This window comes from Enterobacter cloacae complex sp. Mu1197 (assembly GCF_040059225.1).
Classification (GTDB): Bacteria; Pseudomonadota; Gammaproteobacteria; order Enterobacterales; family Enterobacteriaceae; genus Enterobacter; species Enterobacter quasiroggenkampii.
Genome location: NZ_CP157375.1, coordinates 3,305,418 through 3,330,063, shown reverse-complemented (window position 1 = coordinate 3,330,063; position 24,646 = coordinate 3,305,418). Strand labels below are relative to the sequence as shown.

23 protein-coding genes are annotated in these 24,646 nt (G+C 57.7%); 19 read left to right on the top strand and 4 right to left on the bottom strand.

What is annotated here, in order from left to right; genetic code table 11:
• Positions 1 to 5: 5 nt before the first annotated feature.
• Positions 6 to 1,328: a long-chain fatty acid transporter FadL gene (gene fadL / locus ABFV38_RS15605; RefSeq protein ID WP_048224283.1), complete on the bottom strand. Its 1,323-nt coding sequence runs from the start codon at positions 1,326 to 1,328 to the stop codon at positions 6 to 8.
• Between the two features lie 372 nt (positions 1,329 to 1,700).
• Between fadL and ABFV38_RS15600 the strand changes: the two genes are divergently transcribed.
• From ABFV38_RS15600 to sixA, 4 genes are all read left to right on the top strand, one after another.
• On the top strand, positions 1,701 to 1,985 hold the full coding sequence (locus ABFV38_RS15600; protein WP_023336445.1) for a YfcZ/YiiS family protein: 285 nt from the start codon (positions 1,701 to 1,703) through the stop codon (positions 1,983 to 1,985).
• 247 nt (positions 1,986 to 2,232) lie between these two features.
• The gene (gene fadI / locus ABFV38_RS15595; RefSeq protein WP_063622185.1) at positions 2,233 to 3,543 is read left to right on the top strand and encodes an acetyl-CoA C-acyltransferase FadI; all 1,311 of its coding nucleotides are present in this window, start codon (positions 2,233 to 2,235) and stop codon (positions 3,541 to 3,543) included.
• A complete protein-coding gene (gene fadJ, locus ABFV38_RS15590) occupies positions 3,543 to 5,690 on the top strand; it encodes a fatty acid oxidation complex subunit alpha FadJ (protein WP_348957532.1) in 2,148 nt (715 codons plus the stop codon). The genes fadI and fadJ overlap by 1 nt, the downstream gene beginning before the upstream one ends.
• Positions 5,691 to 5,899: 209 nt before the next feature.
• Positions 5,900 to 6,385, top strand: a complete 486-nt coding sequence (gene sixA / locus ABFV38_RS15585) for a phosphohistidine phosphatase SixA (RefSeq protein WP_032623034.1) — start codon at positions 5,900 to 5,902, stop codon at positions 6,383 to 6,385.
• Positions 6,386 to 6,434: 49 nt separating this feature from the next.
• Here the strand turns inward: sixA and smrB are convergent, their stop codons facing one another.
• Positions 6,435 to 6,986 carry an endonuclease SmrB gene (gene smrB / locus ABFV38_RS15580; RefSeq protein ID WP_008502613.1) on the bottom strand — a complete coding sequence of 184 codons (552 nt, stop codon included), beginning with the start codon at positions 6,984 to 6,986 and terminating at the stop codon, positions 6,435 to 6,437.
• Between the two features lie 145 nt (positions 6,987 to 7,131).
• Between smrB and prmB the strand changes: the two genes are divergently transcribed.
• From prmB to ABFV38_RS15550, 6 genes are read left to right on the top strand one after another with little or no spacing between them, the layout of a single operon-like run.
• Positions 7,132 to 8,064, top strand: coding sequence for a 50S ribosomal protein L3 N(5)-glutamine methyltransferase (prmB, locus tag ABFV38_RS15575; protein ID WP_008502612.1), 933 nt, complete (start codon positions 7,132 to 7,134; stop codon positions 8,062 to 8,064).
• A 60-nt stretch (positions 8,065 to 8,124) separates the two neighbouring features.
• On the top strand, positions 8,125 to 9,210 hold the full coding sequence (gene aroC, locus ABFV38_RS15570) for a chorismate synthase (RefSeq protein WP_045908745.1): 1,086 nt from the start codon (positions 8,125 to 8,127) through the stop codon (positions 9,208 to 9,210).
• 2 nt (positions 9,211 to 9,212) lie between these two features.
• On the top strand, positions 9,213 to 10,037 hold the full coding sequence (gene mepA, locus ABFV38_RS15565) for a penicillin-insensitive murein endopeptidase (RefSeq protein ID WP_023336439.1): 825 nt from the start codon (positions 9,213 to 9,215) through the stop codon (positions 10,035 to 10,037).
• Positions 10,037 to 10,846 carry a sulfite exporter TauE/SafE family protein gene (locus tag ABFV38_RS15560; protein WP_045908744.1) on the top strand — a complete coding sequence of 270 codons (810 nt, stop codon included), beginning with the start codon at positions 10,037 to 10,039 and terminating at the stop codon, positions 10,844 to 10,846. Before mepA ends, ABFV38_RS15560 begins: the two co-directional genes overlap by 1 nt.
• Positions 10,846 to 11,391 carry an elongation factor P hydroxylase gene (locus ABFV38_RS15555; protein WP_048029666.1) on the top strand — a complete coding sequence of 182 codons (546 nt, stop codon included), beginning with the start codon at positions 10,846 to 10,848 and terminating at the stop codon, positions 11,389 to 11,391. The genes ABFV38_RS15560 and ABFV38_RS15555 overlap by 1 nt, the downstream gene beginning before the upstream one ends.
• 13 nt (positions 11,392 to 11,404) lie before the next feature.
• Positions 11,405 to 11,680: a YfcL family protein gene (locus tag ABFV38_RS15550; protein ID WP_167211729.1), complete on the top strand. Its 276-nt coding sequence runs from the start codon at positions 11,405 to 11,407 to the stop codon at positions 11,678 to 11,680.
• Positions 11,681 to 11,743: 63 nt separating this feature from the next.
• On the opposite strand, the gene mnmC is transcribed toward ABFV38_RS15550, so the two are convergent.
• Positions 11,744 to 13,741: a bifunctional tRNA (5-methylaminomethyl-2-thiouridine)(34)-methyltransferase MnmD/FAD-dependent 5-carboxymethylaminomethyl-2-thiouridine(34) oxidoreductase MnmC gene (mnmC, locus tag ABFV38_RS15545; protein ID WP_348957531.1), complete on the bottom strand. Its 1,998-nt coding sequence runs from the start codon at positions 13,739 to 13,741 to the stop codon at positions 11,744 to 11,746.
• A gap of 158 nt (positions 13,742 to 13,899) precedes the next feature.
• On the opposite strand from mnmC, the gene fabB reads away from it, so the two are divergent.
• Complete coding sequence (fabB, locus tag ABFV38_RS15540; RefSeq protein ID WP_348957530.1) at positions 13,900 to 15,117, top strand: beta-ketoacyl-ACP synthase I; 1,218 nt, start codon at positions 13,900 to 13,902, stop codon at positions 15,115 to 15,117.
• A gap of 207 nt (positions 15,118 to 15,324) precedes the next feature.
• Complete coding sequence (locus ABFV38_RS15535; RefSeq protein WP_348957529.1) at positions 15,325 to 16,503, top strand: MFS transporter; 1,179 nt, start codon at positions 15,325 to 15,327, stop codon at positions 16,501 to 16,503.
• Between the two features lie 90 nt (positions 16,504 to 16,593).
• On the opposite strand, the gene flk is transcribed toward ABFV38_RS15535, so the two are convergent.
• Positions 16,594 to 17,598, bottom strand: coding sequence for a flagella biosynthesis regulator Flk (gene flk, locus ABFV38_RS15530; protein WP_348957528.1), 1,005 nt, complete (start codon positions 17,596 to 17,598; stop codon positions 16,594 to 16,596).
• Between the two features lie 113 nt (positions 17,599 to 17,711).
• Here flk and pdxB point away from each other — a divergent pair, with 113 nt between their 5' ends.
• The 7 genes from pdxB to dedD all read left to right on the top strand — a co-directional run bounded on the left by pdxB (position 17,712) and on the right by dedD (position 24,516).
• Entirely contained in the window at positions 17,712 to 18,848 is a 1,137-nt protein-coding gene (gene pdxB / locus ABFV38_RS15525) for a 4-phosphoerythronate dehydrogenase PdxB (RefSeq protein ID WP_348957527.1), read from the top strand.
• A gap of 67 nt (positions 18,849 to 18,915) precedes the next feature.
• The gene (locus ABFV38_RS15520; RefSeq protein WP_348957526.1) at positions 18,916 to 19,929 is read left to right on the top strand and encodes an aspartate-semialdehyde dehydrogenase; all 1,014 of its coding nucleotides are present in this window, start codon (positions 18,916 to 18,918) and stop codon (positions 19,927 to 19,929) included.
• Complete coding sequence (gene truA, locus ABFV38_RS15515; RefSeq protein WP_008502600.1) at positions 19,929 to 20,741, top strand: tRNA pseudouridine(38-40) synthase TruA; 813 nt, start codon at positions 19,929 to 19,931, stop codon at positions 20,739 to 20,741. Before ABFV38_RS15520 ends, truA begins: the two co-directional genes overlap by 1 nt.
• Positions 20,742 to 20,769: 28 nt before the next feature.
• Complete coding sequence (locus ABFV38_RS15510) at positions 20,770 to 21,429, top strand: DedA family protein (RefSeq protein WP_008502599.1); 660 nt, start codon at positions 20,770 to 20,772, stop codon at positions 21,427 to 21,429.
• A gap of 154 nt (positions 21,430 to 21,583) precedes the next feature.
• Entirely contained in the window at positions 21,584 to 22,489 is a 906-nt protein-coding gene (accD, locus tag ABFV38_RS15505; protein ID WP_023312564.1) for an acetyl-CoA carboxylase, carboxyltransferase subunit beta, read from the top strand.
• A gap of 70 nt (positions 22,490 to 22,559) precedes the next feature.
• Positions 22,560 to 23,828 carry a bifunctional tetrahydrofolate synthase/dihydrofolate synthase gene (folC, locus tag ABFV38_RS15500; RefSeq protein WP_334755192.1) on the top strand — a complete coding sequence of 423 codons (1,269 nt, stop codon included), beginning with the start codon at positions 22,560 to 22,562 and terminating at the stop codon, positions 23,826 to 23,828.
• Positions 23,818 to 24,516 carry a cell division protein DedD gene (gene dedD, locus ABFV38_RS15495; RefSeq protein ID WP_045908737.1) on the top strand — a complete coding sequence of 233 codons (699 nt, stop codon included), beginning with the start codon at positions 23,818 to 23,820 and terminating at the stop codon, positions 24,514 to 24,516. Before folC ends, dedD begins: the two co-directional genes overlap by 11 nt.
• The last annotated feature ends 130 nt before the right edge of the window (positions 24,517 to 24,646 follow it).

Sequence of the window (24,646 nt, the reverse complement as noted above, 5' to 3'; positions counted from 1 at the left end):
TACGATTAGAACGCGTAGTTGAAGTTCATACCATACAGCCAGGCTTTACCTTCGGAAGAGAACTCATACGGGCCTTCTTTGAAGGAAACTTTTTGACCGTGCATATAAGAGATACCGGCGTCAATTGAGGCATCCTTGTTGAAGGCATAAGTAGCACCTGCGCTCAGCCAGAAACGGTCCTGATCCGGAATAGAGATGGAACGCTTGTCGGCAGGTACCGGGCTGTCATCGAAGGCAATACCGGTACGGAACGTCCAGTTATCATCCATATAGTAGGTGGTCCCCAGCGCGATGCGGTAAGCGTCTCTGAAGCTTTCATCTTTATAGAAGAGCGTGTCGCCCTTGCTGTTGGTTGCTTTCAGTTCCTGGAACTGGCTCCAGCTGGTATAGGTTAGGCTATAGTGAATTGCCCACTGCGGTGCCACTTTGTTATAACCTGACAGTTCCCACATTTCCGGCAGGTGCAGGCTCAGAGAACCGCCAGTGGTGCTGCCGTTGGTACCCATCGGCAAGCCGAAGTTGCCGAGGATTTGGTTATAGGCAGAAGGCAGGCTACTCTTATAATCGCCATCGAAATCGATTTTAACTTCGGAACGATAGGTAAATCCGTAACGGTTGTTTTTATCAAGTTCATACAGGATGCCAGCGTTCCAGCCAAAGCCCCACTCATCACCCTTCAGATAAGCGATCTGAGTGTCTGCCGGGATGCCCGCAACTTGACGCGCCAGAGCAGGCGGCAGTGCACCTGAGCCAGCAACGACTTTGCCCAGGTCACCCGCGTAACGTTCGATTTTCGCTTTGGCATACACAGCATCAAAGCCAACGCCAAAGCTCCAGTGGTTATCCAGACGGTAAGCACCACTCAGGTTGAGGTTCAGAGTTTCCAGGTCGGTTTTACCGCCAAACGCCCCTGCGGCATAGTTATCACTAAACTCGGTCGCTAAACCGTAGTTAGAGGTCACGGAGGCACCCCAGCCAAACTGGTCATTGATTGGCGCGACGAAGTGCAGGTTTGGCACCCACGCCGTTGGCGCGATGTTATCTGAATTCAGACTGGCACCGGTAGGTGAACGGCCCGTAATATCAACGCCCGGATCAACGAAAATCGCACCGGCAGAGAAGGTCGGACGATCAAACATCATTATCAATGCGGGGTTACGACTCGCGTTACCCGCATCATCCGCAATCGCACCTTCCCCCGAATACGCGCGGCCAAGGCCAGAGGAAGAAAATTCGTTTAACTGAAAGCCCGCTGACCATGCGGAAGTGGAGACGAGTGCCACTGCGACTGCCAGCGCAGTCTTGTTGAACAGGGTTTTCTGGCTCATGACCATAACCTCATTGAGTTATTTTTATTCAATAATTGTTACATACCGTAACAGGAGCGCGAAGTGTAGGGTCTGAGGTATGACAGACAAATCAGACCAGTGGCCAGAGTATAGGTCCGACCAGCCCGAATGTTGCAAGTTTGTTTATTAATATTTTCAAACATGTTTCGTGAAACGAGATCTGGTTGGCAAAATTGTGACCATCGCGACTCACCCAAAAGGGTGGTTTTTGTTTTAGATCATTTTTTAGTGTGATATTGGTCACTTATCCGATTTTGCGCCATTAACGGCTGGAGAGAGCCCGAGCCGGGGCGTAAAATAGCAGCATCGTGTTTATCTCGCGCGCTGCGCGAATACAGAGGAAATTGAGCTATGAGTAAATGCAGTGCTGATGAAACCCCGGTTTGCTGCTGTATGGATGTTGGGACCATCATGGACAACACCGATTGCACCGCGTCTTACAGCCGTGTGTTCACCAACCGCGCCGAAGCGGAAGAGACCCTGGCCGCGCTGAGCAAGCGTGCGCGTGATGTTGAATCCGATCCGTGTGAAATCAAGTCGACCTTTACCGAAGTGGAAGGCGGCGTGAAGCTGGACATCGACTTTGTTTTCGCTTGCGAAGCAGAAACGCTGATTTTCCAGCTGGGTCTGCGTTAATCCTTTTTGCCCGGCGGCGCTTCGCTTGCACGGGCCTACGATCGTGTAGGCCGGGTAAGGCAACGCCGCCACCCGGCAACATACCGCACAAATGCCCCTGCCATGCAGGGGCATTTTCTTTTTCTTCTCTGTGTTTTAGCTCGCATTTTTTCGTTTCCCCGATTGGCTGAATGTAAAAAAATGGTTAAGACTATTATCAGGTCAGACCACTTTGCGTTTGCGAAAATTTTTTTTACAGGGGAGTGTTATGAGTCAGGCATTACCGCTTATTACCCGTCAGGGCGATCGCATTGCCATCGTCAGTGGATTGCGCACGCCATTTGCGCGTCAGGCAACGGCGTTCCATGGCATACCGGCCGTCGACCTGGGGAAAATGGTAGTGGGGGAGATGCTGGCTCGCAGCGAAATTCCGCCGGAGGTCATCGAACAGCTGGTTTTTGGCCAGGTCGTGCAGATGCCTGAAGCCCCCAACATCGCGCGGGAAATCGTCCTCGGTACCGGGATGAATGTTCATACCGACGCCTACAGCGTCAGCCGCGCCTGCGCAACCAGTTTCCAGGCCGTGGCGAACGTCGCCGAAAGTCTGATGGCGGGTACCATTCGCGCCGGGATAGCGGGTGGAGCGGACTCCTCTTCGGTACTGCCGATTGGGGTCAGTAAAAAGCTGGCGCGTATCCTGGTCGATGCCAACAAAGCCCGCACGACGGGTCAGAAGCTCAAACTCTTCTCGCGTTTACGTCTGCGCGATCTGATGCCTGTCCCTCCTGCCGTAGCGGAATATTCCACCGGCCTGCGCATGGGCGATACCGCCGAGCAGATGGCGAAAACCTACGGCATTACCCGTGAACAGCAGGATGCGCTGGCGCATCGCTCGCATCAGCTTGCGGCAAAAGCCTGGTCGGAAGGTAAGCTGACCGACGAGGTCATGACCGCCTACATTCCGCCCTATCGCGAACCGCTTGTGGAAGATAACAATATTCGCGGCACCTCAACGCTGGCGGATTACGCCAAACTGCGCCCGGCGTTTGACCGCAAGCACGGCACCGTGACGGCGGCGAACAGTACGCCGCTGACGGACGGGGCTGCCGCCGTGATCCTGATGACCGAATCCCGTGCGAAGGAGCTGGGCATTACTCCCCTGGGCTATTTACGCAGCTACGCCTTTACCGCCATTGACGTCTGGCAGGACATGCTGTTAGGTCCCGCGTGGTCCACGCCGCTGGCGCTGGATCGCGCGGGGCTGACGCTGGCTGATTTAACCCTGATTGATATGCACGAAGCGTTTGCCGCACAAACCCTGGCAAACGTCCAGCTGCTGGCAAGCGAGCGTTTCGCACGCGATGTGCTGGGCCGCGCCCATGCCACAGGCGAAGTGGATCAGAGTAAATTCAACGTGCTGGGCGGTTCTATCGCCTACGGTCATCCGTTTGCCGCCACCGGCGCGCGAATGATCACGCAAACATTACATGAACTCCGTCGCCGTGGCGGCGGGTTTGGCCTTGTAACCGCCTGTGCGGCGGGCGGCCTTGGCGCAGCAATGGTTCTGGAGGCTGAATAATGGATATGCCATCTGCATTTAATCTGACGGTTCGCCTCGATAACGTGGCCGTTATCACTATTGATGTGCCTGATGAAAAGATGAATACCCTGAAGGCTGAATTTGGCGTTCAGGTGCGCGCGATGCTAAAGCAGATCCGCGACAATAAAGCCATTCGCGGCCTGGTGTTTATCTCTGCCAAACCCGACAACTTTATAGCCGGGGCGGATATCAACATGATCGCCCGGGCACAAAGCGCGCTGGAGGCCGAAGAGCTGGCGCGTCAGGGCCAGCAGGTGATGGCGGAGATCAACAGCCTGCCGATCCCGGTTATCGCCGCGATTCACGGGGCGTGTCTGGGCGGTGGGCTGGAGCTGGCGCTGGCCTGCCATAGCCGTATATGTACCGACGATCCGAAAACCATTCTGGGCCTACCGGAAGTGCAGCTGGGGCTGCTGCCTGGCTCCGGCGGAACGCAACGTCTGCCGCGCCTGGTGGGCGTCAGCACGGCGCTGGAGATGATCTTAACCGGTAAACAGCTGCGTGCCCGTCAGGCGCTGAAAGCCGGTCTGGTCGATGACGTCGTGCCACAGTCCATTTTGCTGGAGGCCGCCGTTGAGCTTGCGCTGAAAGGGCGTCAGGCAAGACGTCCTCTGCCGGTTCGCGAGCGCGTGCTGGCCGGCCCGCTGGGCAGAACGCTCCTGTTCAACATGGTGGGCAAAAAGACCGAACAAAAGACCAAAGGCAATTACCCGGCAGCAAAGCGGATCCTGGACGTGATCGAAACCGGGCTGTCGCAGGGCAGCAGCAGCGGCTATGCCGCGGAGGCCAAAGCCTTTGGCGAACTGGCGATGACGCCCCAGTCACAGGCGCTACGCAGCATCTTCTTCGCCAGCACTGAGGTGAAAAAAGACCCGGGCAGCGAGGCATCGCCTGCGCCGCTGCGTGCCATTGGCGTGCTGGGTGGGGGGCTTATGGGCGGCGGTATCGCTTTTGTTACCGCAAGCAAAGGCAAATTGCCTGTACGCATCAAAGACATTAATCCTAAGGGAATCAACCACGCGCTGCAGTACAGCTGGCAGAACCTTGATCAAAAGGTCAAGCGCCGCCATATCAAGGCAAGCGAACGTGATAAAACCCTGGCGATGATCTCCGGTACGACGGATTACAGCGGTTTTGCGCACCGCGATCTGGTGATTGAAGCCGTGTTTGAGGATCTGGCGCTTAAGCAGCAGATGGTGGCAGACGTTGAGCAGCATTGCGCCCCGCACACCATTTTTGCCTCTAACACGTCGTCATTACCGATTAGCGATATCGCGGCGAAAGCCGCGCGTCCGGAGCAGGTGATCGGACTGCACTTCTTTAGCCCGGTAGAAAAAATGCCGCTGGTGGAAGTTATTCCACATGCGACCACCAGCCCGCAAACCATCGCCACGGTAGTCAAACTTGCGAAGAAGCAGGGTAAAACGCCGATCGTGGTCGCCGACAAAGCTGGCTTCTACGTCAACCGCATTCTGGCGCCCTACATTAATGAAGCCATGCGGCTGCTGACGGAAGGCGAGAAGATCGAGCACGTCGACGAGGCGCTGGTAAAGTTTGGTTTCCCCGTGGGCCCAATCCAACTTTTGGATGAGGTGGGAATAGACACCGGCACTAAAATTATACCTGTACTGGAGGCGGCTTATGGCGATCGTTTTAGCCCGCCTGCAAACATTGTTTCTGCAATTTTGAAGGACGATCGCAAAGGCAGAAAAAATGAACGCGGTTTCTATCTTTACGGCGCGAAAGGGCGTAAAAGCAAGAAACAGGTCGACCCTTCGGTTTATGGGCTTATTTCGACCACCGGTCAGGGAAAACTGTCCGCCGTTCAGTGCGCTGAACGCTGCGTGATGATGATGCTCAATGAAGCGGCGCGCTGCTTTGGTGAGCAGGTAATCAAAAGCGCGCGCGATGGCGACATCGGCGCGGTATTTGGCATTGGTTTCCCGCCGTTCCTTGGCGGCCCGTTCCGTTACATGGATATGCTCGGCGCGGGTGAAGTGGTTGCTATCCTGCAACGTCTGGCTTCGCAATATGGTCCACGCTTTACACCGTGTGACGAATTATTGCAGATGGCGGAACGGGGCCAGACATTTTGGCCTGCAAGGGAAACTGTCCTCGTAAGCTGAGGTCAAAGAAGGGTAAATCCTGAAGTGAATGAACCTGTTCTGGCGATTTTGTAAACAGAGATTGACTATACTTACGCCATTGAGGTAAAAAACAGCGTTTCATTCACCGAATGGATCAGGCACAATGCCCGGCCATCGGGTTTTCTACCTCTCAGCATTTATCGCGGGTAGTTAACGCCGGTGATTCTGGTTAACAAAAGCGGTGCAATATGCAAGTTTTTATCATGCGTCACGGCGACGCGGCACTCGATGCCGCCAGTGACTCAGTACGTCCTTTGACCGTGTGTGGCTGCGACGAATCTCGTCAGATGGCGACCTGGCTTAAAGGTCAAAAAGTGGACATCGAACGTGTTCTGGTGAGTCCGTTCCTGCGTGCTGAACAGACGCTGGAGGTGGTAGGGGAGTGCATGAACCTGCCTGCCAGCGTGGATGTTCTTCCTGAACTCACCCCCTGTGGCGATGTAGGCCTTGTCAGTGCCTATCTTCAGGCGCTGTGCAATGAAGGTGTTGCGTCCGCGCTGGTCATTTCCCACCTACCACTGGTTGGCTATCTGGTATCTGAGCTGTGCCCGGGCGAAACGCCGCCGATGTTCACGACATCCGCCATTGCCAATGTGTCTCTGGACGAAACGGGTAAAGGTGTCTTTAACTGGCAAATGAGTCCGTGCAACCTGAGGATGGCAAAAGCCATCTGACGTGACGTGTGATTGTGCGGGGGCGCAAAACAGGCCTCCCGCCGTCCTGTCAGGGTAATTCTGGCGGCTGCCACTCTTCCACTTCAATCAACACCAGCAATGCGGCATCTCCGCCGTACTCTTTGGGTGCCTGATGAAACGCCATCACGTGTGGATGCTGAGCCAGCCACAGCGGCGTCTGTTGCTTGAGGATATGCTTACCGTGGCCGTGCATCACGCAGGCGCAAAAAACATGTTCGCGGCGACAGGCGGCGATCAATGCCCCCAGCTCCTGTTTTGCCTGCATCTGCGTTAAACCATGCAGATCGAGAAACAGCTCCGGCGAATAATCTCCGCGACGTAACTTTTTCAGTTCAAAATGGCTGACGTCTTCGCGCACGTACTTCACCGCACCCTGAGTATTGAGCAGCGGCTGAAATTCATCTGAAAAATAGTGGCTGTTATCCGCCTGCTCCTGCAGCAGCCGTTTGACCGGGACTTCGCTGATTTTTTTACGCTGCGGGCGATGAACGATGGTGTCCTGCGCGATTTTCCGCGTCCCGGTCATTAGCTGGCGGAAGAGCGCCTGATCCTCCTCGCTGAGCGATGTTTTCTTTTTCATTCGTCATTCTCATCTCGTATTTCCGATAGTGTACCCGACTAAACGCATTTTTTAACCTCAAGCGGTACGCGTCATTGCTGATTTATCGCCGTCTTCATGGCAAACTAGCCGCCGAAAATTATGCGAGCATGCCCTGGAGGAAAGAGTGGATAAAATATTTGTCGATGAAGCAGTAAACGAGCTGCATACCATACAGGACATGTTGCGCTGGTCGGTTAGCCGCTTCAGCGCCGCCAATATCTGGTACGGACACGGTACCGACAACCCGTGGGATGAGGCCGTGCAGCTGGTGCTGCCATCACTCTATCTGCCGCTGGATATTCCGGAAGACATGCGCACCGCGCGACTGACCTCCAGCGAAAAACACCGCATCGTTGAGCGCGTGATCCGCCGCGTCAACGAACGCATCCCGGTCGCCTACCTGACCAACAAAGCCTGGTTCTGCGGTCACGAGTTCTATGTCGATGAACGCGTGCTGGTGCCGCGCTCGCCGATTGGTGAGCTGATTAACAACCACTTTGAAGGCCTGATCGGCCATCAGCCGCAGCACATCCTGGATATGTGTACCGGCAGCGGCTGTATCGCGATTGCCTGCGCTTACGCCTTCCCGGAAGCGGAAGTCGATGCCGTCGATATCTCCACCGATGCGCTGGCCGTGACCGAGCACAACATTGAAGAGCATGGACTGATCCATCACGTCACGCCAATTCGCTCCGATCTGTTCCGCGATCTGCCGACGCTGCAGTACGATCTGATCGTCACCAACCCGCCGTACGTCGATGCGGAAGACATGTCCGATCTGCCGAACGAATACCGTCACGAGCCGGAGCTGGGTCTGGCGTCAGGATCTGACGGCCTGAAGCTGACCCGCCGCATTCTGGCCTGCGCGCCGGATTATCTGACCGACGACGGCGTTCTGATTTGTGAAGTGGGCAACAGCATGGTACATCTGATAGAGCAGTACCCGGATGTGCCGTTCACCTGGCTTGAGTTCGATAACGGCGGTGACGGCGTCTTTATGCTGACCAAAGCGCAGCTGCTCGACGCGCGCGAACACTTTAGCATCTATAAAGATTAATCCAGCGGGCTTCGGCCCGTTTCACAACGCTCAAACACAAACAACAACATCGGAGCCGTGATGGCAGGAAACAGTATTGGACAGGTATTCCGCGTGACCACCTTTGGCGAGTCGCACGGGCTGGCGCTGGGCTGTATCGTTGATGGCGTACCGCCAGGCATCGAACTGACCGAAGCTGATTTACAGCACGACCTCGACCGTCGTCGTCCGGGCACCTCTCGCTACACCACGCAGCGTCGCGAGCCGGACCAGGTCAAAATTCTCTCCGGCGTCTTTGAAGGACGCACTACAGGCACCAGCATTGGTCTGCTGATTGAAAACACCGATCAGCGCTCCCAGGACTACGGCGCCATCAAAGACGTGTTCCGTCCGGGCCATGCCGACTATACCTACGAACAAAAGTACGGCTTCCGCGACTATCGCGGCGGCGGACGTTCTTCTGCGCGTGAAACCGCGATGCGCGTGGCGGCGGGTGCCATTGCCAAAAAATACCTGCAGCAGAAATTTGGCATCGTTATCCGCGGCTGTCTGACCCAGATGGGCGACATTCCGCTGGCGATCAAAGACTGGGATCTGGTCGAGCAAAACCCGTTCTTCTGTGCCGATGCCGACAAGCTGGATGCGCTGGACGAACTGATGCGGGGCCTGAAAAAAGAGGGCGACTCCATCGGGGCGAAAGTGACCGTGGTGGCCGACGGCGTCCCGCCAGGCTGGGGCGAGCCGGTATTTGACCGTCTCGACGCCGACATCGCCCACGCGCTGATGAGCATCAACGCGGTGAAGGGCGTTGAGATTGGCGACGGTTTTGACGTGGTATCCCTGCGCGGCAGCCAGAATCGCGACGAGATCACGAAAGCGGGCTTCCAGAGCAACCACGCGGGCGGCATTCTGGGCGGTATCAGCAGCGGGCAGCAGATTATTGCCAACATCGCGCTGAAGCCAACCTCCAGCATTACCGTGCCGGGCCACACGATTAACCGCGATGGCGAAGAAGTTGAGATGATCACCAAAGGACGTCACGATCCGTGCGTGGGGATCCGCGCGGTGCCGATCGCAGAGGCGATGCTGGCGATCGTGCTGATGGATCACTTCCTGCGCCAGCGCGCGCAGAATGCGGATGTGACGACCACCATTCCACGCTGGTAAACATGAAAAAAACCGCAATTGCTCTGCTGGCGCTGCTGGCCAGTGGAGCCAGTCTGGCCGCGACGCCATGGCAAAAAATCACCCACCCGGTGGCGGGGAGCGCGCAGTCCATCGGCGCCTTTTCCAACGGCTGTATCGTCGGCGCGCAGGAACTTCCACTGCAATCAGACACCTATCAGGTGATGCGTACCGACCAGCGTCGCTATTTTGGCCACCCGGATCTGGTGCTGTTTATTCAGCGTCTTGGCAACCAGGTGCATAACCTGGGGCTGGGCACGATGCTGATCGGTGATATGGGGATGCCTGCCGGCGGGCGTTTTAACGGTGGACACGCCAGTCATCAGACCGGGCTGGATGTTGATATCTTCCTGCAGTTGCCGAAAGCGCGCTGGACGTCTGCCCAGTTGCTGAAGCCGCAGGCGCTGGATCTGGTGGCGAGCGACGGCAAGCGCGTTGTGCCGTCCCTGTGGACGCGGGAGGTCTCCAGCATGATCAAGCTGGCGGCAGAAGATAACGACGTCACGCGGATTTTCGTCAACCCGGCCATCAAGCAGCAGCTCTGCCTGGATGCCGGAACGGACCGTGACTGGCTGCGCAAAGTGCGCCCTTGGTTCCAGCATCGCGCGCACATGCACGTTCGCCTGCGCTGCCCGGCGAACAGCCTCGAATGTGAAGATCAGCCGCTCCCGCCGCCAGGCGATGGCTGCGGTGCGGAACTGCAAAGCTGGTTTGAACCGGCAAAACCTGGAACCTCTAAGCCTGAGAAGAAGACACCGCCTCCGTTGCCGCCTTCCTGCCAGGCGCTACTGGATGAGCATGTACTTTAATGGATAATTTCGTCGATCTGTTTATGGTGTCACCGCTGCTGCTGGTGGTTCTTTTCTTCGTGGCCATGCTGGCCGGTTTTATTGATGCCCTTGCGGGCGGCGGTGGGTTATTAACCGTACCCGCGCTGCTGGCGGCGGGCATGAGCCCGGCGCAGGCGCTTGCCACCAACAAGCTGCAGGCCTGCGGCGGCTCGCTCTCAGCGTCGCTCTATTTTATCCGCCGCAAGGTGGTGAGCCTGGCCGACCAGAAGCTCAATATCCTGATGACCTTTATTGGTTCCACGTCGGGCGCGCTGCTGGTTCAGCACGTGCAGTCGGATATTTTGCGCCAGATCCTGCCGGTTCTGGTCATCTGCATCGGGCTTTATTTCCTGCTGATGCCGAAGCTCGGCGAGGAAGACCGCCAGCGTCGTCTGCACGGTCTGCCGTTTGCCCTGATTGCCGGGGGCTGCGTCGGCTTTTACGACGGTTTCTTCGGCCCGGGGGCGGGCTCGTTTTACGCGCTGGCGTTCGTGACGCTGGCCGGGTTTAACCTCGCCAAGTCGACCGCTCATGCCAAAGTGCTCAACGCGACGTCGAACCTCGGCGGTCTGCTGCTGTTTATCATTGGCGGCAAGGTCATCTGGGCAACCGGATTCGTCATGATGGCAGGGCAGTTCCTGGGCGCGCGCGCGGGTTCGCGTCTGGTGTTAAGCAAAGGACAAAAGCTGATTCGACCGATGATCGTCATCGTCTCGGCCGTAATGAGCGCCAAACTTCTTTATGACAGCCATGGACAGGAGATCCTCACCTGGTTGGGGATGCATTAATGAACAGTACGCATAAATACGAACAGCTGATTGAGATTTTTGACGGCTGTTTTGCTGACGATTTTAATACCCGTCTGATTAAAGGCGACGACGAACCGATCTATCTTCCTGCTGATGCAGAGGTTCCGTATAACCGCATCGTCTTTGCGCACGGCTTTTACGCCAGCGGTTTGCACGAAATTTCGCACTGGTGCATCGCCGGAAAAGCGCGTCGCGAGCTGGTGGACTTTGGTTACTGGTACTGCCCGGACGGGCGTGACGCCGCAACGCAGGGCCAGTTTGAGGATGTGGAAGTGAAGCCGCAGGCGCTGGAATGGCTATTCTGCGTCGCGGCGGGTTTCCCGTTCAACGTGAGCTGTGACAACCTCGAAGGCGACTTCGAGCCAGACCGTATCGTCTTCCAGCGCCGCGTGCATGCGCAGGTGATGGACTATCTTGAGAAAGGCATCCCGGAACGTCCGGCGCGCCTGATTGAGGCCTTACAGAATTATTACCACACGCCGGTGATCACGGCGGAATGCTTCCCTTGGCCGGAAGATCTTTAACAGAGGAAAGAAGATGATCGCAGAATTTGAATCACGCATTCTGGCGTTAATTGATGACATGGTGGAACACGCCAGCGATGATGAGCTGTTCGCCAGCGGTTATCTGCGTGGTCACCTGACGCTCGCGGTAGCTGAGCTGGAAGCAGGTGACGATCACTCTGCCGACGCCGTTCACGCTGAAGTGGCCCGCAGTCTGGAGAAAGCCATTCAGGCCGGGGAGCTCTCTCCGCGAGACCAGTCTTTAGTGCTGGGCATGTGGGACAACCTGTTCCAGCAGGCTAAACGCTAAGCCGCCGCCTTCTCTTCCCTCTCCCTGTGGGAGAGGGTTAGGGTGAGGGCACCAGGCCGCACCTTACTTAACCTTCTTCCCCTTCAGCAGTTTCCGTACCCACAATCGATTCGGGTTCAGACCCGCAAGCGTGACCCTGTCCAGCGGAATCGGCTCGTCGCTCATTTGCGCGGCTAACACTTCAGCCAGCAGCGGGGCAGAGCACAGCCCGCGGGAACCCAGTCCCCCCAGCATAAACAGCTCTGGATAGACCGGTGAGGCCACCGCGGTTTCCTGGTGTTCAGCCAGATCCTCATAGGCCGCAAGCGTCGCCTCGTAGTCCGGCACGTTGCCCGCCATCGGCAGATGATCGCGGGTGGCGCAGCGCACGCCGCAGCGCGCGTCACCCTCGCTAACGTCGACCTCTTTCGCCCACGCTGCATCCGGGAAACAGTCAATCAGGCGCTGGCGGTTCTGCAACTGATCCGCCTCGCTGTAGTGCATCTCCGTTTCGCCACGATGATAGCTGGCCCCGATGCAGTGATGGCCGTTAGAGGGATTTTGCGGCGTCAGATAGCCGTCATAGCACAGCACCTGACGCAGTTTGCCGAGCGCAGGCGCGGTCGGGATATGGCTCACCTGGCCGCCGACCGGATAAACCGGCAACGTCGCTGTCTGAATAAACTGGCTGATGTGATGCCCGTTGGCCAGCACAACGCTGGCATGGCTCGCCTCCCTGCCATCAGCGAAACGCAGATCCCAGCGTTCTGTCCGGGTGAGCGATTCCACCTTGTGGCCATACTGCACCGTCAGCCCTCGCGACTGCGCCAGGGCAATGACCGCCGCGGTCAGTTCAGCCGGGCACAGCCAGCCGCCGAGCGGATACTGAATGCCTCCACACCCGGTTTCCACGCCAGCGGTGTCTTTCACCTCTTGCGCGCTCACCGCGCGGGCAATCTCGTCAGGCAGACCCAGAGAGAGCATCTGCGCGATCTTCTGCTGGCTCTTTTCATCCCAGCCAAGCTGCGTAACGCCGCACCAGTCATGGTCGAACGCCACCGGAAGCGCGTCATACAGGCGACGGGCGAAGGTAAACGCTGCCGGGAAAAACTGGAACAGGGCCGGGTCGTGCGCGCTTAAAAGCGGATAGAGCGCCCCCTGACGGTTGCCGGACGCGCCGCTGGCGGGCGCGTCGTCAGCACAGTAGAGCGTGACCTGCCAGCCGCGCTGGAGAAGCGCGAGCGAGAGCAGGGCGCTGGCGATCCCACCGCCAACGATCGCCACGTCGCGCGATGCGCTCGCGCGGCGCGCAAACCAGGGCGTCTGAGCGGGGATGTCCAGCGTCTGCTCCATCCTGCCGACCAGCATGTCGCGCTTGCGGCCAAAGCCTTTGGTCTTCTGCATGGTAAAGCCTGCCTCCTGCAACCCACGGCGGACAAAGCCCGCCGAGGTGAAGGTGGCAAGGGTAGCCCCAGGGCGCGCCAGCCGCGCCATCGCGTTAAACAGATGCTGGCTCCACATGTCCGGGTTTTTGGCAGGGGCAAAACCGTCCAGAAACCACGCGTCGACCTTCTGATTCATCGAATCATCGAGCCTGTCGGTCAGGTCGTTGATGTCGCCGAGCCATAAGTCCAGCGTGACGCGTCCGCCGTCCAGCATCAGACGGTGACAGCCGCCTATGTGGGGCGGCCACTGCGCCTGAAGCTGCTCCGCCCAGGGCGCAAGCTCCGGCCAGCGCTGGTGGGCAAGCCGCAGATCGTGCGCGGTGAGCGGGAATTTTTCGAAACTGATGAAATGTAATCTTTGTAGCGTAGCCTCGGGGTGAGCAGCGTGGAACTGGTTAAACGCCTGCCAGAGGGTTAAAAAATTCAGCCCGGTGCCGAATCCACTTTCCGCGACCACAAACAGGCTCCGCGGGTGCGCCGGGAAGCGGGTGCTGAGCTGGTTTCCGTCGAGGAAAACATAGCGAGTTTCTTCGAGTCCGTTATCATTAGAAAAATAGACATCATCAAAATCTCGGGAAACAGGTGTACCCTCAGCGTTGAATTCGAGGTTGGCGGGTTGTATAGCGTTTTGTTTCACGTAAGTTACTCGTCTGACAGGCAGTGGCACGATCTTAACGATGTGAGTCCATCGGTGCAAATTTCCGCAGAAAATGTCTGATCGGACTTGTTCGGCGTACAAGTGTACGCTATTGTGCGACTCGAAACTTACTATAGTGCGACTTACAGAGGTATTGAATGAAACGTGCAGTGATTACTGGCCTGGGCATTGTTTCCAGCATCGGTAATAACCAGCAGGAAGTCCTGGCATCTCTGCGTGAAGGACGCTCCGGGATCACTTTCTCTGAAGAGTTTAAAGATTCAGGTATGCGTAGCCACGTATGGGGTAACGTCAAACTGGACACCACCGGTTTGATTGACCGCAAAGTGGTTCGTTTCATGAACGATGCCTCTATTTATGCTTATCTCTCCATGCAGGAAGCGATCAAAGATTCTGGCCTGAGCGAAGAGGTTTATCAGAACAACCCGCGCGTGGGTTTGATCGCCGGTTCCGGCGGCTCATCTAAAGCGCAGGTATTTGGTGCTGACGCAATGCGTAGCCCGCGTGGTCTGAAAGCGGTAGGTCCGTACGTGGTGACTAAAGCCATGGGTTCTGCGGTTTCCGCATGCCTGGCGACCCCGTTCAAAATCCACGGTGTGAACTACTCCATCAGCTCTGCGTGTGCGACTTCCGCGCACTGCATCGGTAATGCTGTTGAGCAGATCCAGCTGGGTAAACAGGACATCGTATTTGCTGGCGGCGGCGAAGAGCTGGGCTGGGAAATGGCCTGCGAATTCGACGCGATGGGGGCACTGTCCACCAAGTACAATGAGACTCCGGACAAAGCTTCCCGTACCTACGATGCGCACCGTGACGGCTTCGTCATCGCGGGCGGCGGCGGTATGGTTGTGGTTGAAGAGCTGGAGCACGCCCTGGCACGTGGTGCGTACATCTATGCTGAGATCGTAGGCTACGGTGCAACGTCTGACGGCGCCGACATGGTTGCACCATCCGGCGAAGGCGCGGTGCGCTGCATGAAGATGGCGATGCACGGCGTTGACACCCCAATCGACTACCTGAACTCTCACGGTACCTCTACGCCGGTAGGCGACGTGAAAGAGCTGGGTGCGATCCGCGAAGTCTTCGGCGACAACAGCCCGGCGATCTCTGCGACCAAAGCCATGACCGGTCACTCTCTGGGTGCGGCTGGCGTTCAGGAAGCGATCTACTCTCTGCTGATGCTGGAAAACGGCTTTATCGCCCCAAGCATCAATATCGAAGAGATGGACGAGCAGGCTGCTGGCCTGAACATCGTGACCAAACCAACGGAAGCGACGCTGACTACCGTCATGTCCAACAGCTTCGGTTTCGGCGGCACCAACGCCACGCTGGTCATGCGTAAGCTGAAAGCATAAGTTTTATGTTTGATTCAGAAGGGGAGCCATAAGGCTCCCTTTTTTATGCATTGACAAGCAGCTGATCTCACAGGCAAACTTCACCACTCAACATTATCCTCACGATAATGCGTAAGCGTTTAACGTCAACCAACGCACCTTAATCCTGATAATCAGGTAGAGGGGGCGTGGCATTTCCCCGCCTTACTCTTCATTTCGGAGTAAAGCATGACTGCAGTAACTCAAACAGAAACAACCCCTTCAGCGAACGTCTCGCTGTTCCGTATCGCCTTTGCGGTATTCCTGACCTATATGACCGTTGGCCTGCCGCTGCCGGTGATCCCGCTGTTCGTTCATCAGGAGCTGGGCTATGGCAACACCATGGTCGGCATTGCCGTGGGCATTCAGTTTTTAGCCACGGTATTAACCCGCGGATACGCTGGACGGCTGGCGGATCAGCACGGTGCAAAACGCTCGGCGCTGCAGGGGATGTTTGCCTGCGGGCTGGCGGGCGGTGCCTGGCTGCTGGCGGCACTTCTGCCGGTCGACGCGGCGTATAAATTTGCGCTGCTGGTGCTGGGCCGTTTAATTCTTGGCTTTGGTGAAAGCCAGTTGCTGACCGGCACCCTGACCTGGGGAATGGGGCTGGTGGGGCCAGCACGTTCCGGCAAGGTGATGTCCTGGAACGGCATGGCCATCTACGGCGCGCTGGCCGCCGGTGCACCGCTTGGCCTGCTGATCAACAACCAGTTTGGTTTTGCGGCGCTGGCTGCCACCACCATGGCGCTGCCGCTGGTGGCATGGGCGTTTAACGGCTCGGTGCGTAAGGTGCCCGCGCACAAAGGCGAGCGACCTTCCCTGTGGAGCGTGGTCGGCCAAATCTGGCAGCCGGGCCTGGGCCTGGCGCTGCAGGGTGTGGGTTTTGCGGTAATAGGGACGTTCGTCTCGCTCTATTTTATGAGCCGCGGCTGGGCGATGGCCGGTTTTACGCTTACCGCGTTTGGCGGCGCGTTTGTTCTGATGCGCGTGCTTTTTGGCTGGATGCCGGATCGCTTCGGCGGCGTGAAGGTGGCGGTGGCGTCGCTGGTCATTGAAACCATCGGTCTTCTGCTGTTGTGGAATGCACCCGTGGCATCCGTGGCGCTGCTGGGTGCGGCGCTGACCGGCTGCGGCTGTTCTCTGATCTTCCCGGCGCTGGGCGTTGAAGTGGTGAAGCGCGTGGCCCCGCAGGTGCGCGGGACGGCGCTGGGCGGCTATGCGGCGTTTCAGGATATCTCATACGGCGTTACCGGGCCGCTGGCCGGGCTGTTAGCCACCTCGTTTGGTTATCCGTCCGTCTTCCTGGCCGGTGCGGTTTCCGCGGTGGTGGGGATCGTGGTGACGCTGGTGGCGTTTCGCAGAACGTGAGTCTTTGTTGCCGGGTGGCGGCTGCGCCTTACCCGGCCTACGGTTCGAGCCGTTGTAGGCCCGGTAAGCGCAGCGCCACCGGGCAAAATATCAAGCAACCAACCAGAAAATCGCCAGCGCAATCAGCAGTGCAATAAACATCAATCCCGGACGCGCAGAGAGGGTTCTGAAGGTCTCCACGACCGGCGCAAACAGCGGGCTGTAGATCGGCTGAACATTTCTCACCTCCGGCACGCCACTTTCACGTTCGGCGCGGCGAACGAAGATCTGGTTGAGCAAATCCTGTACCTGCGCGGTAGTCAGTACCGTCTGCGGTGTGGCCTGCCAGTTTTGCTGGGCATAATCCCGAATCACCTCGAACTCGTGCGGCTCAAGCGGCTGTTTCAGCGCGGCCTGGACAGTATGCAGAGTCGGGGCGCTCTGGGTGCTGAGCGTCTGGCGTGCCTGGAGCCAGGTCACCAGATGGGTAAACTGTTTGGCCGGGATCAGCTCGCCCGCCTTCACGCCGGACAGCTCCAGCATGGATTGCCAGATGAGCTTCGTCGGCTCGCCGGTGGCCGCGGCCAGCTTGGTCACCATCTGCTTGAGCGTATTGTGCTCGGCGGGCAGCAGCGGACGCTCGGTCGCCGGGCGCACCTGTGGCTGCGGAATCGACAGCTGATTGTTCTGCAGCAGCGTCAGCACGGTTTTGAGCTGATCGGGCGTCAGCTGGCCCAGCGCGGTCTGACCATACTGCTGGCGAATAAAATCACTCACCGCCTGGCGGTTATTTCCCTGGCCCAGCAGCTCCGTCAGCTGAGAAACAATCTGGCGCGTGGTGTGGTTCTGCTGCGCGGTCGTAATACGCTGGTTCAGATTTTGCTCGGCAGCGGGGAAATGACGCGACTGCAGCGGTGCGTCGTTCCTCACGCCTAAATCATGCTTCACCCCGGCCCAGACTTCCGCGTTTTGCTGCGAAGTCAGCGCAATCAGGCGCGTGATCAGTCGCTCCAGCACGGTGCGCTGTTGCGTAGATAGCGGTTGTTCACCGGCAACGTTTGGCGTGACAGGGCCTTCACCCGGAGGGCGTGGCGGCGTACCTGAAATGGGCTGCATCGTCAAAAATCCTTAAAGTCAAAACTCAGCGTAAACCTGGCAGACGTATATGCCTGGCGGCCAGATTATGGCACACTTGGCAGGTTTTCTTCCTCTCAAACAGGTACTCAGACGTGAAAATCCTCGTTGATGAAAATATGCCTTACGCCCGTGAGCTGTTTAGCCGCCTGGGTAACGTTAAGGCTGTTCCTGGTCGCCCGATCCCGGTCAACGAACTGGACGACGCCGACGCCCTGATGGTGCGCTCGGTGACCAAAGTAAATGAGGCGTTGCTCGCTGGTAAGGCGGTTAAGTTCGTTGGGACCGCAACGGCAGGGACCGATCATGTGGATGATAAATGGCTGAAGCAGGCCGGAATCGGTTTCTCCGCCGCGCCGGGCTGTAACGCGATTGCCGTCGTGGAATACGTTTTCTCCTCGCTGCTGATGCTGGCCGAGCGCGACGGGTTTGCGCTGAAAGACCGCACCGTGGGGATTGTCGGCGTGGGTAACGTCGGCGGGCGCCTGCAAAAGCGCCTGGAAGCGTTAGGGATCCGCACGCTGCTGTGCGATCCGCCGCGCAAAGACAATGGCGATGACGGGGATTTCCGCTCGCTGGACGAGCTGGTTGAACAGTGTGACGTGCTGACGTTCCACACGCCTCTGTTTAAAGAGGGACCGTATAAGTCGCTGCATCTTGCCGATGAGGCGCTCATTCGCCGTCTGAAGGCTGGCACTATTCTGATAAATGCCTGTCGTGGTCCGGTAGTCTATAACGCCGCGCTGCTGACGTGTCTGAACGAAGGACAAGATCTCAGCGTGGTGCTGGACGTCTGGGAGCCGGAGCCGGACCTCATCGTTGAGCTGCTTAACAAGGTGGACGTGGGCACCGCACATATCGCCGGTTATACCCTCGAAGGGAAAGCCCGCGGCACGACGCAGGTCTTCGAGGCCTACAGCGCCTTTATCGGTCATCCGCAGCAGGTGGCGCTGGATACCTTACTCCCCGCGCCTGAATTTGGCCGCATTACCCTTCACGGCCCGCTCGATCAGGCAACGCTGAAAAGGCTGGTGCATTTGGTGTATGATGTGCGCCGCGATGATGCGCTGCTGCGTAAAGTGGCGGGGATCCCGGGTGAGTTTGATAAGCTGCGCAAGCACTACGTTGAGCGCCGCGAGTGGTCTTCCCTGTATGTGATGTGCGACGACGCCTCGGCGGCGACGCTGCTGCATAAGCTGGGGTTTAACGCCGTTCATCATCCGGCGCATTAATGTCTTCTTAATGCTCCCTGTCGGATACTCCGACAGGGACGCTTTTTTATTTCTGGAGTAAACCACCATGTCTGAAGGCTGGAACATTGCCATTTTAGGTGCCACGGGTGCCGTGGGCGAAGCCCTGCTCGAAACGCTTGCTGAGCGTCAGTTCCCGGTGGGCGATATCTATGCGCTGGCGCGAACGGATAGCGCGGGTGAGCATCTGCGTTTTAACAGTAAATCCGTCATGGTTCAGGATGCGGCGGCGTTCGACTGGACGCAGGCGCAGCTGGCGTTTTTCGCCGCAGGCCCTGAAGCCACTGCGGCGTACGTTGAAGAGGCGACCAACGCAGGCTGCCTGGTCATCGACCTGAGCGGCCTGTTCTCCATGGAGCCGGATGTGCCGCTGGTGGTGCCGGACGTGAACCCGTTTGTACTGGCTGATTACCGCAACCGTAACGTCATTGCGGTACCGAACAGCCTGACCAGCCAGCTGCTGACCGCGCTGAAACCGCTGATCGACGACGGCGGCCTGTCGCGCATTACCGTCACCAGCCTGTTGTCCGCGTCCGCAAACGGCAAAAAGGCCGTTGACGCGCTGGCCGGGCAGAGCGCGAAGCTGCTGAACGGCATTCCGATTGACGAAGATGATTTCTTTGGCCGCCAGCTGGCGTTCAACATGCTGCCGCTGCTGCCGGACCGCGAGGGTTCCGTGCGCGAAGAGCGTCGTATCGTTGATGAGGTACGTAAAATTCTGCAGGACGATGGCCTGATGATCTCCGCAAGCGTCGTGCAGTCCCCGGTCTTCTACGGTCACGCGCAGATGGTCGGCTTTGAAGCGCTGCGTCCCCTGGCGGCAGAAGAGGCGCGCGATGCGTTTGGCCGCGGGGAAGACATCGTCCTCTCTGAAGAGAGCGAGTTCCCGACGCAGGTGGGCGATGCCACCGGCAGCGCGCATCTTTCCGTTGGCTGCGTGCGTAACGACTACGGTATGCCGGAGCAGGTCCAGTTCTGGTCCGTTGCCGACAACGTTCGTTTCGGCGGCGCGCTGATGGCGGTCAAGATCGCTGAAAAACTGGTGCAGGAGTACCTGTACTGATGTCAGACGTGGAACAAAAGCCGGTTCATAAAATTGCCCTCGGTATTGAGTACGATGGCAGTAAATATTATGGCTGGCAGCGTCAGAATGAGGTGCGCAGCGTCCAGGAGAAGCTGGAGAAAGCGCTCTCTCAGGTGGCAAACGAGCCGATTAACGTCCTGTGCGCAGGCCGTACGGATGCGGGCGTTCACGGCACGGGGCAGGTGGTGCACTTTGAAACCACCGCCGTGCGTAAGGATGCCGCCTGGACGCTGGGGGTAAATGCGAATTTGCCTGGTGACATTGCGGTGCGCTGGGTGAAAGCTGTGCCGGATGATTTTCACGCGCGCTTCAGCGCCACCGCGCGTCGCTACCGTTATGTCATCTACAATCAGCGTCTGCGTCCGGCGGTGTTAAGCCAGGGCGTGACGCATTTTTATGAACCGCTTGATGCTGAACGTATGCATCGCGCGGCGCAGTGTCTGATTGGGGAGAATGACTTTACCTCGTTTCGTGCGGTGCAGTGTCAGTCCCGCACGCCGTGGCGTAACGTCATGCATATCAACGTCAGCCGTTTTGGCGCGTATGTGGTGGTGGATATCAAAGCCAATGCCTTTGTACATCATATGGTGCGGAATATTGTGGGCAGCCTGATGGAAGTGGGTGCCGGACACCAGCCGGAGAGCTGGATTGCAGACCTGCTGGCAGCGAAGGACAGAACGCTTGCGGCAGCCACGGCGAAAGCGGAAGGGCTGTATCTGGTCTCGGTAGACTATCCGGATCGGTTTGACCTGCCGAAACCGCCAATGGGGCCGCTGTTTTTAGCGGACTAAACAAAGGTGCAATTAAGGCTTAGACAATATGGACGTAATTCGTTTTTTGATTGATTTCATCCTGCATATTGATGTTCACCTGGCAGAGCTGGTCGCGCAGTATGGCGTCTGGGTTTATGCCATTCTGTTCCTCATTCTGTTCTGTGAAACCGGGCTGGTTGTCACGCCGTTCCTGCCGGGCGATTCACTGCTGTTTGTCGCCGGGGCGTTATCGGCGCTGCCCACCAACGATCTGAATGTGCATCTTATGGTGGTGCTGATGGTGATTGCCGCCATCGTCGGTGATGCGGTCAACTACACGATTGGACGGGTTTTCGGTGAGCGGCTGTTCAGTAATCCGGATTCAAAAATTTTCCGTCGCAGCTATTTAGACAAAACCCATGCGTTTTATGAACGCCATGGCGGAAAAACCATTATCCTTGCGCGCTTTGTGCCTATTGTGCGCACATTTGCACCGTTTGTGGCGGGAATGGGGCATATGTCCTATCGTCATTTTGCCATGTATAACGTCGTGGGGGCGCTGTTGTGGGTGCTGCTGTTTACCTATGCAGGCTACCTGTTTGGCGATCTCCCGGTGGTTCAGGAAAATCTTAAGTTACTGATTGTAGCGATTATTGTGCTTTCCGTACTGCCGGGCGTTATCGAAATCATTCGTCACAAACGTGCGGCGGCAAAGCAAGCGAAGTAAATGCACACTGGCGGTTCGACCACTTTTTTATCCAAAGTTTCGGGCTGTTATGTTTTAATGTGCAACATTCATGGTCTGTTGGAGGCAAAAATGGCATTATTCGCCTCTTATAGCAAAACTGGCATACGACCAGGTTCAGGCAGAAAGGTTATCAATGAGCTGGATTGAACGAATTAAAAGCAACATTACCCCAACGCGTAAAGCGAGCATTCCTGAAGGGGTATGGACGAAGTGTGATAGCTGCGGCCAGGTTCTGTATCGCGCAGAGCTGGAGCGCAACCTTGAGGTGTGTCCGAAGTGTGACCACCATATGCGTATGTCGGCGCGCAACCGCCTGCATAGCCTGCTGGACGAAGGTTCTCTGGTAGAACTGGGCAGCGAGCTTGAGCCAAAAGACGTGCTGAAGTTCCGCGATTCCAAAAAATATAAAGATCGTCTGGCCTCTGCACAGAAAGAGACCGGCGAGAAAGACGCGCTGGTCGTCATGAAAGGCACCCTGCACGGGATGCCGGCTGTTGCCGCTGCGTTTGAGTTCTCCTTTATGGGCGGCTCAATGGGCTCCGTGGTCGGTGCGCGCTTCGTGCGTGCCGTTGAGCAGGCGCTGGAAGACAACTGTCCGCTGATCTGCTTCTCTGCTTCCGGCGGTGCGCGCATGCAGGAAGCGCTGATGTCGCTGATGCAGATGGCAAAAACCTCTGCAGCGCTGGCGAAGATGCAGGAGCGCGGTCTGCCGTATATCTCCGTGCTGACCGACCCAACCATGGGCGGCGTCTCCGCGAGCTTCGCGATGCTGGGCGATCTGAACATCGCTGAGCCAAAAGCGCTGATCGGCTTTGCGGGTCCTCGCGTTATCGAGCAGACCGTTCGTGAAAAACTGCCGCCGGGCTTCCAGCGCAGTGAGTTCCTCATCGAGAAAGGCGCCATCGATATGATCGTCCGCCGTCCGGAAATGCGCCTGAAGCTGGCGAGCATCCTGGCGAAGCTGATGAATCTGCCAGCGCCGAACCCGGATGAACCGCGCGAAGGCGTGGTGGTACCGGATCAGGAACCCGAGGCCTGATAACTGAAAAGGGCAGGGCCGGTTGGCGCTGCCCTTTTGCTTTCTAATCTGTTAATGACAACCGGGCATTATGGAAAATAAAAGCATTCCCCAAGCCACGTCGCCCCTGGCCGCGTGGCTTTCTTATCTGGAAAACCTGCACAGTAAAACCATCGATATGGGGCTTGAACGCGTAAGCCAGGTTGCGGCGCGTCTTGACGTGCTCAAACCGGCGCCTTTCGTGTTCACCGTCGCGGGAACCAACGGCAAAGGCACGACCTGCCGTACGCTGGAATCCGTCCTGATGGCGGCGGGTTACAGGGTTGGCGTTTACAGCTCGCCACACCTGGTACGCTACACCGAGCGGGTTCGCGTACAGAACCGCGAGCTGCCGGAATCCGCGCATACGGCGTCGTTTGCTGAAATTGAAGCCGCACGCGGTGAGATCTCATTAACCTATTTTGAATACGGCACCCTGTCGGCCCTGTGGCTGTTTAAGCAGGCGCAGCTGGATGTGGTGATCCTTGAGGTCGGTCTCGGCGGACGTCTTGATGCGACCAATATCGTGGATGCGGACGTGGCGGTGGTGACTTCCATCGCGCTGGATCATGTCGACTGGCTGGGGCCCGATCGTGAAAGCATCGGCCGCGAGAAGGCCGGTATTTTCCGGGCAAATAAGCCCGCGGTGGTTGGCGAGCCGGATATGCCGTATACCATTGCTGACGTGGCGAACGAGAAGGGCGCGCAGCTGCTGCGCCGCGGTGTTGACTGGCAGTATGAGGTTCAGGACAACGGCTGGCGCTTTAGCGATGCGCAGGGCGCGCTCGACAACCTGCCGCTGCCCCAGGTGCCGCAGCCGAACGCAGCTACCGCACTGGCGGCACTGCGCGCCAGCGGCCTCGTGGTCAGCGAAAAGGCGATCCGCGAGGGCATACAAAACGCGATTCTGCCCGGACGTTTTCAGTTAGTCAGCGAGTCACCGCGCCTGATTCTGGATGTGGCGCACAACCCCCATGCTGCGGCGTATCTCGCGGGACGTCTCAAATCGTTACCAAAAACCGGGCGCGTGCTGGCGGTTATCGGTATGCTTCATGATAAAGATATCGGCGGGACGCTGGCCTGCATGGAGAGTGTGGTCGATAGCTGGTATTGTGCTCCTCTGGAGGGGCCTCGCGGCGCGACGGCTGAGCAGCTGATGGAACATCTCGGCAAAGGCGCAATCTACAGTAGCGTGGCGCAGGCCTGGCATGCCGCGATGGCGGATGCTAAACCAGAAGATACCGTGCTGGTGTGTGGTTCATTCCACACGGTGGCACATGTCATGGAAGTGATGGACGCGGGGAGAACCGGTGGCGAGTAAGTTTCAGAACCGTTTAACAGGAACCATTGTGCTGGTCGCGCTCGGGGTGATTATTCTTCCCGGGCTGCTCGACGGGCAGAAAAAGCATTATCAGGATGAGTTTGCCGCGATTCCGCTGGTGCCGAAACCGGGTGACCGCGATGAGCCGGATATGCTGCCTGCGGCGACGCAGGCGCTGCCTGCTCAGCCACCGGAAGGCGCGGCGGAAGAGGTGCGCGCGGGTGATGCCGCCGCACCGTCGCTCGACCCGTCTCGCCTGGCGGCCACGAGCAACAGCGATATCGATCCTGTGCCGGTCGAGCAGCCTAAACCGGTTGAAAAACCGAAGCCGGTTGAGAAGCCGCAGCCGAAACCGCAGCGCGATAAAGCGGCAGAACAGCTCGCCGCGGCGTCAGAGACGCCTCCGCCAGCAAAACCGACGCAGCAGGACGCTGCTGCCCCAACGGGTAAAGCCTATGTGGTGCAGCTCGGTGCATTGAAAAATGCCGATAAAGTTAACGAGGTCGTAAGCAAACTGCGCAGTGCGGGATATCGTGTTTACACTTCACCTTCCACGCCGGTGCAGGGTAAAATTACCCGTATCCTCGTGGGGCCAGAAGCGTCTAAAGACAAACTGAAAGGGTCGCTGGGTGAGCTGAAGCAGATCTCCGGCCTGAGCGGTGTGGTGATGGGCTACAGCGCAAACTAAGTACGACCTGCTCCTTTAAGAGAGAGGCGATAAGCCACGGCGTTGAACATTTTTTCAGCGCCTTTTTTATTTACGCGCGGGAAGGAAATCCCTACGCAAACGTTTTCTTTTTCTGTTAGAATTCGCCCCG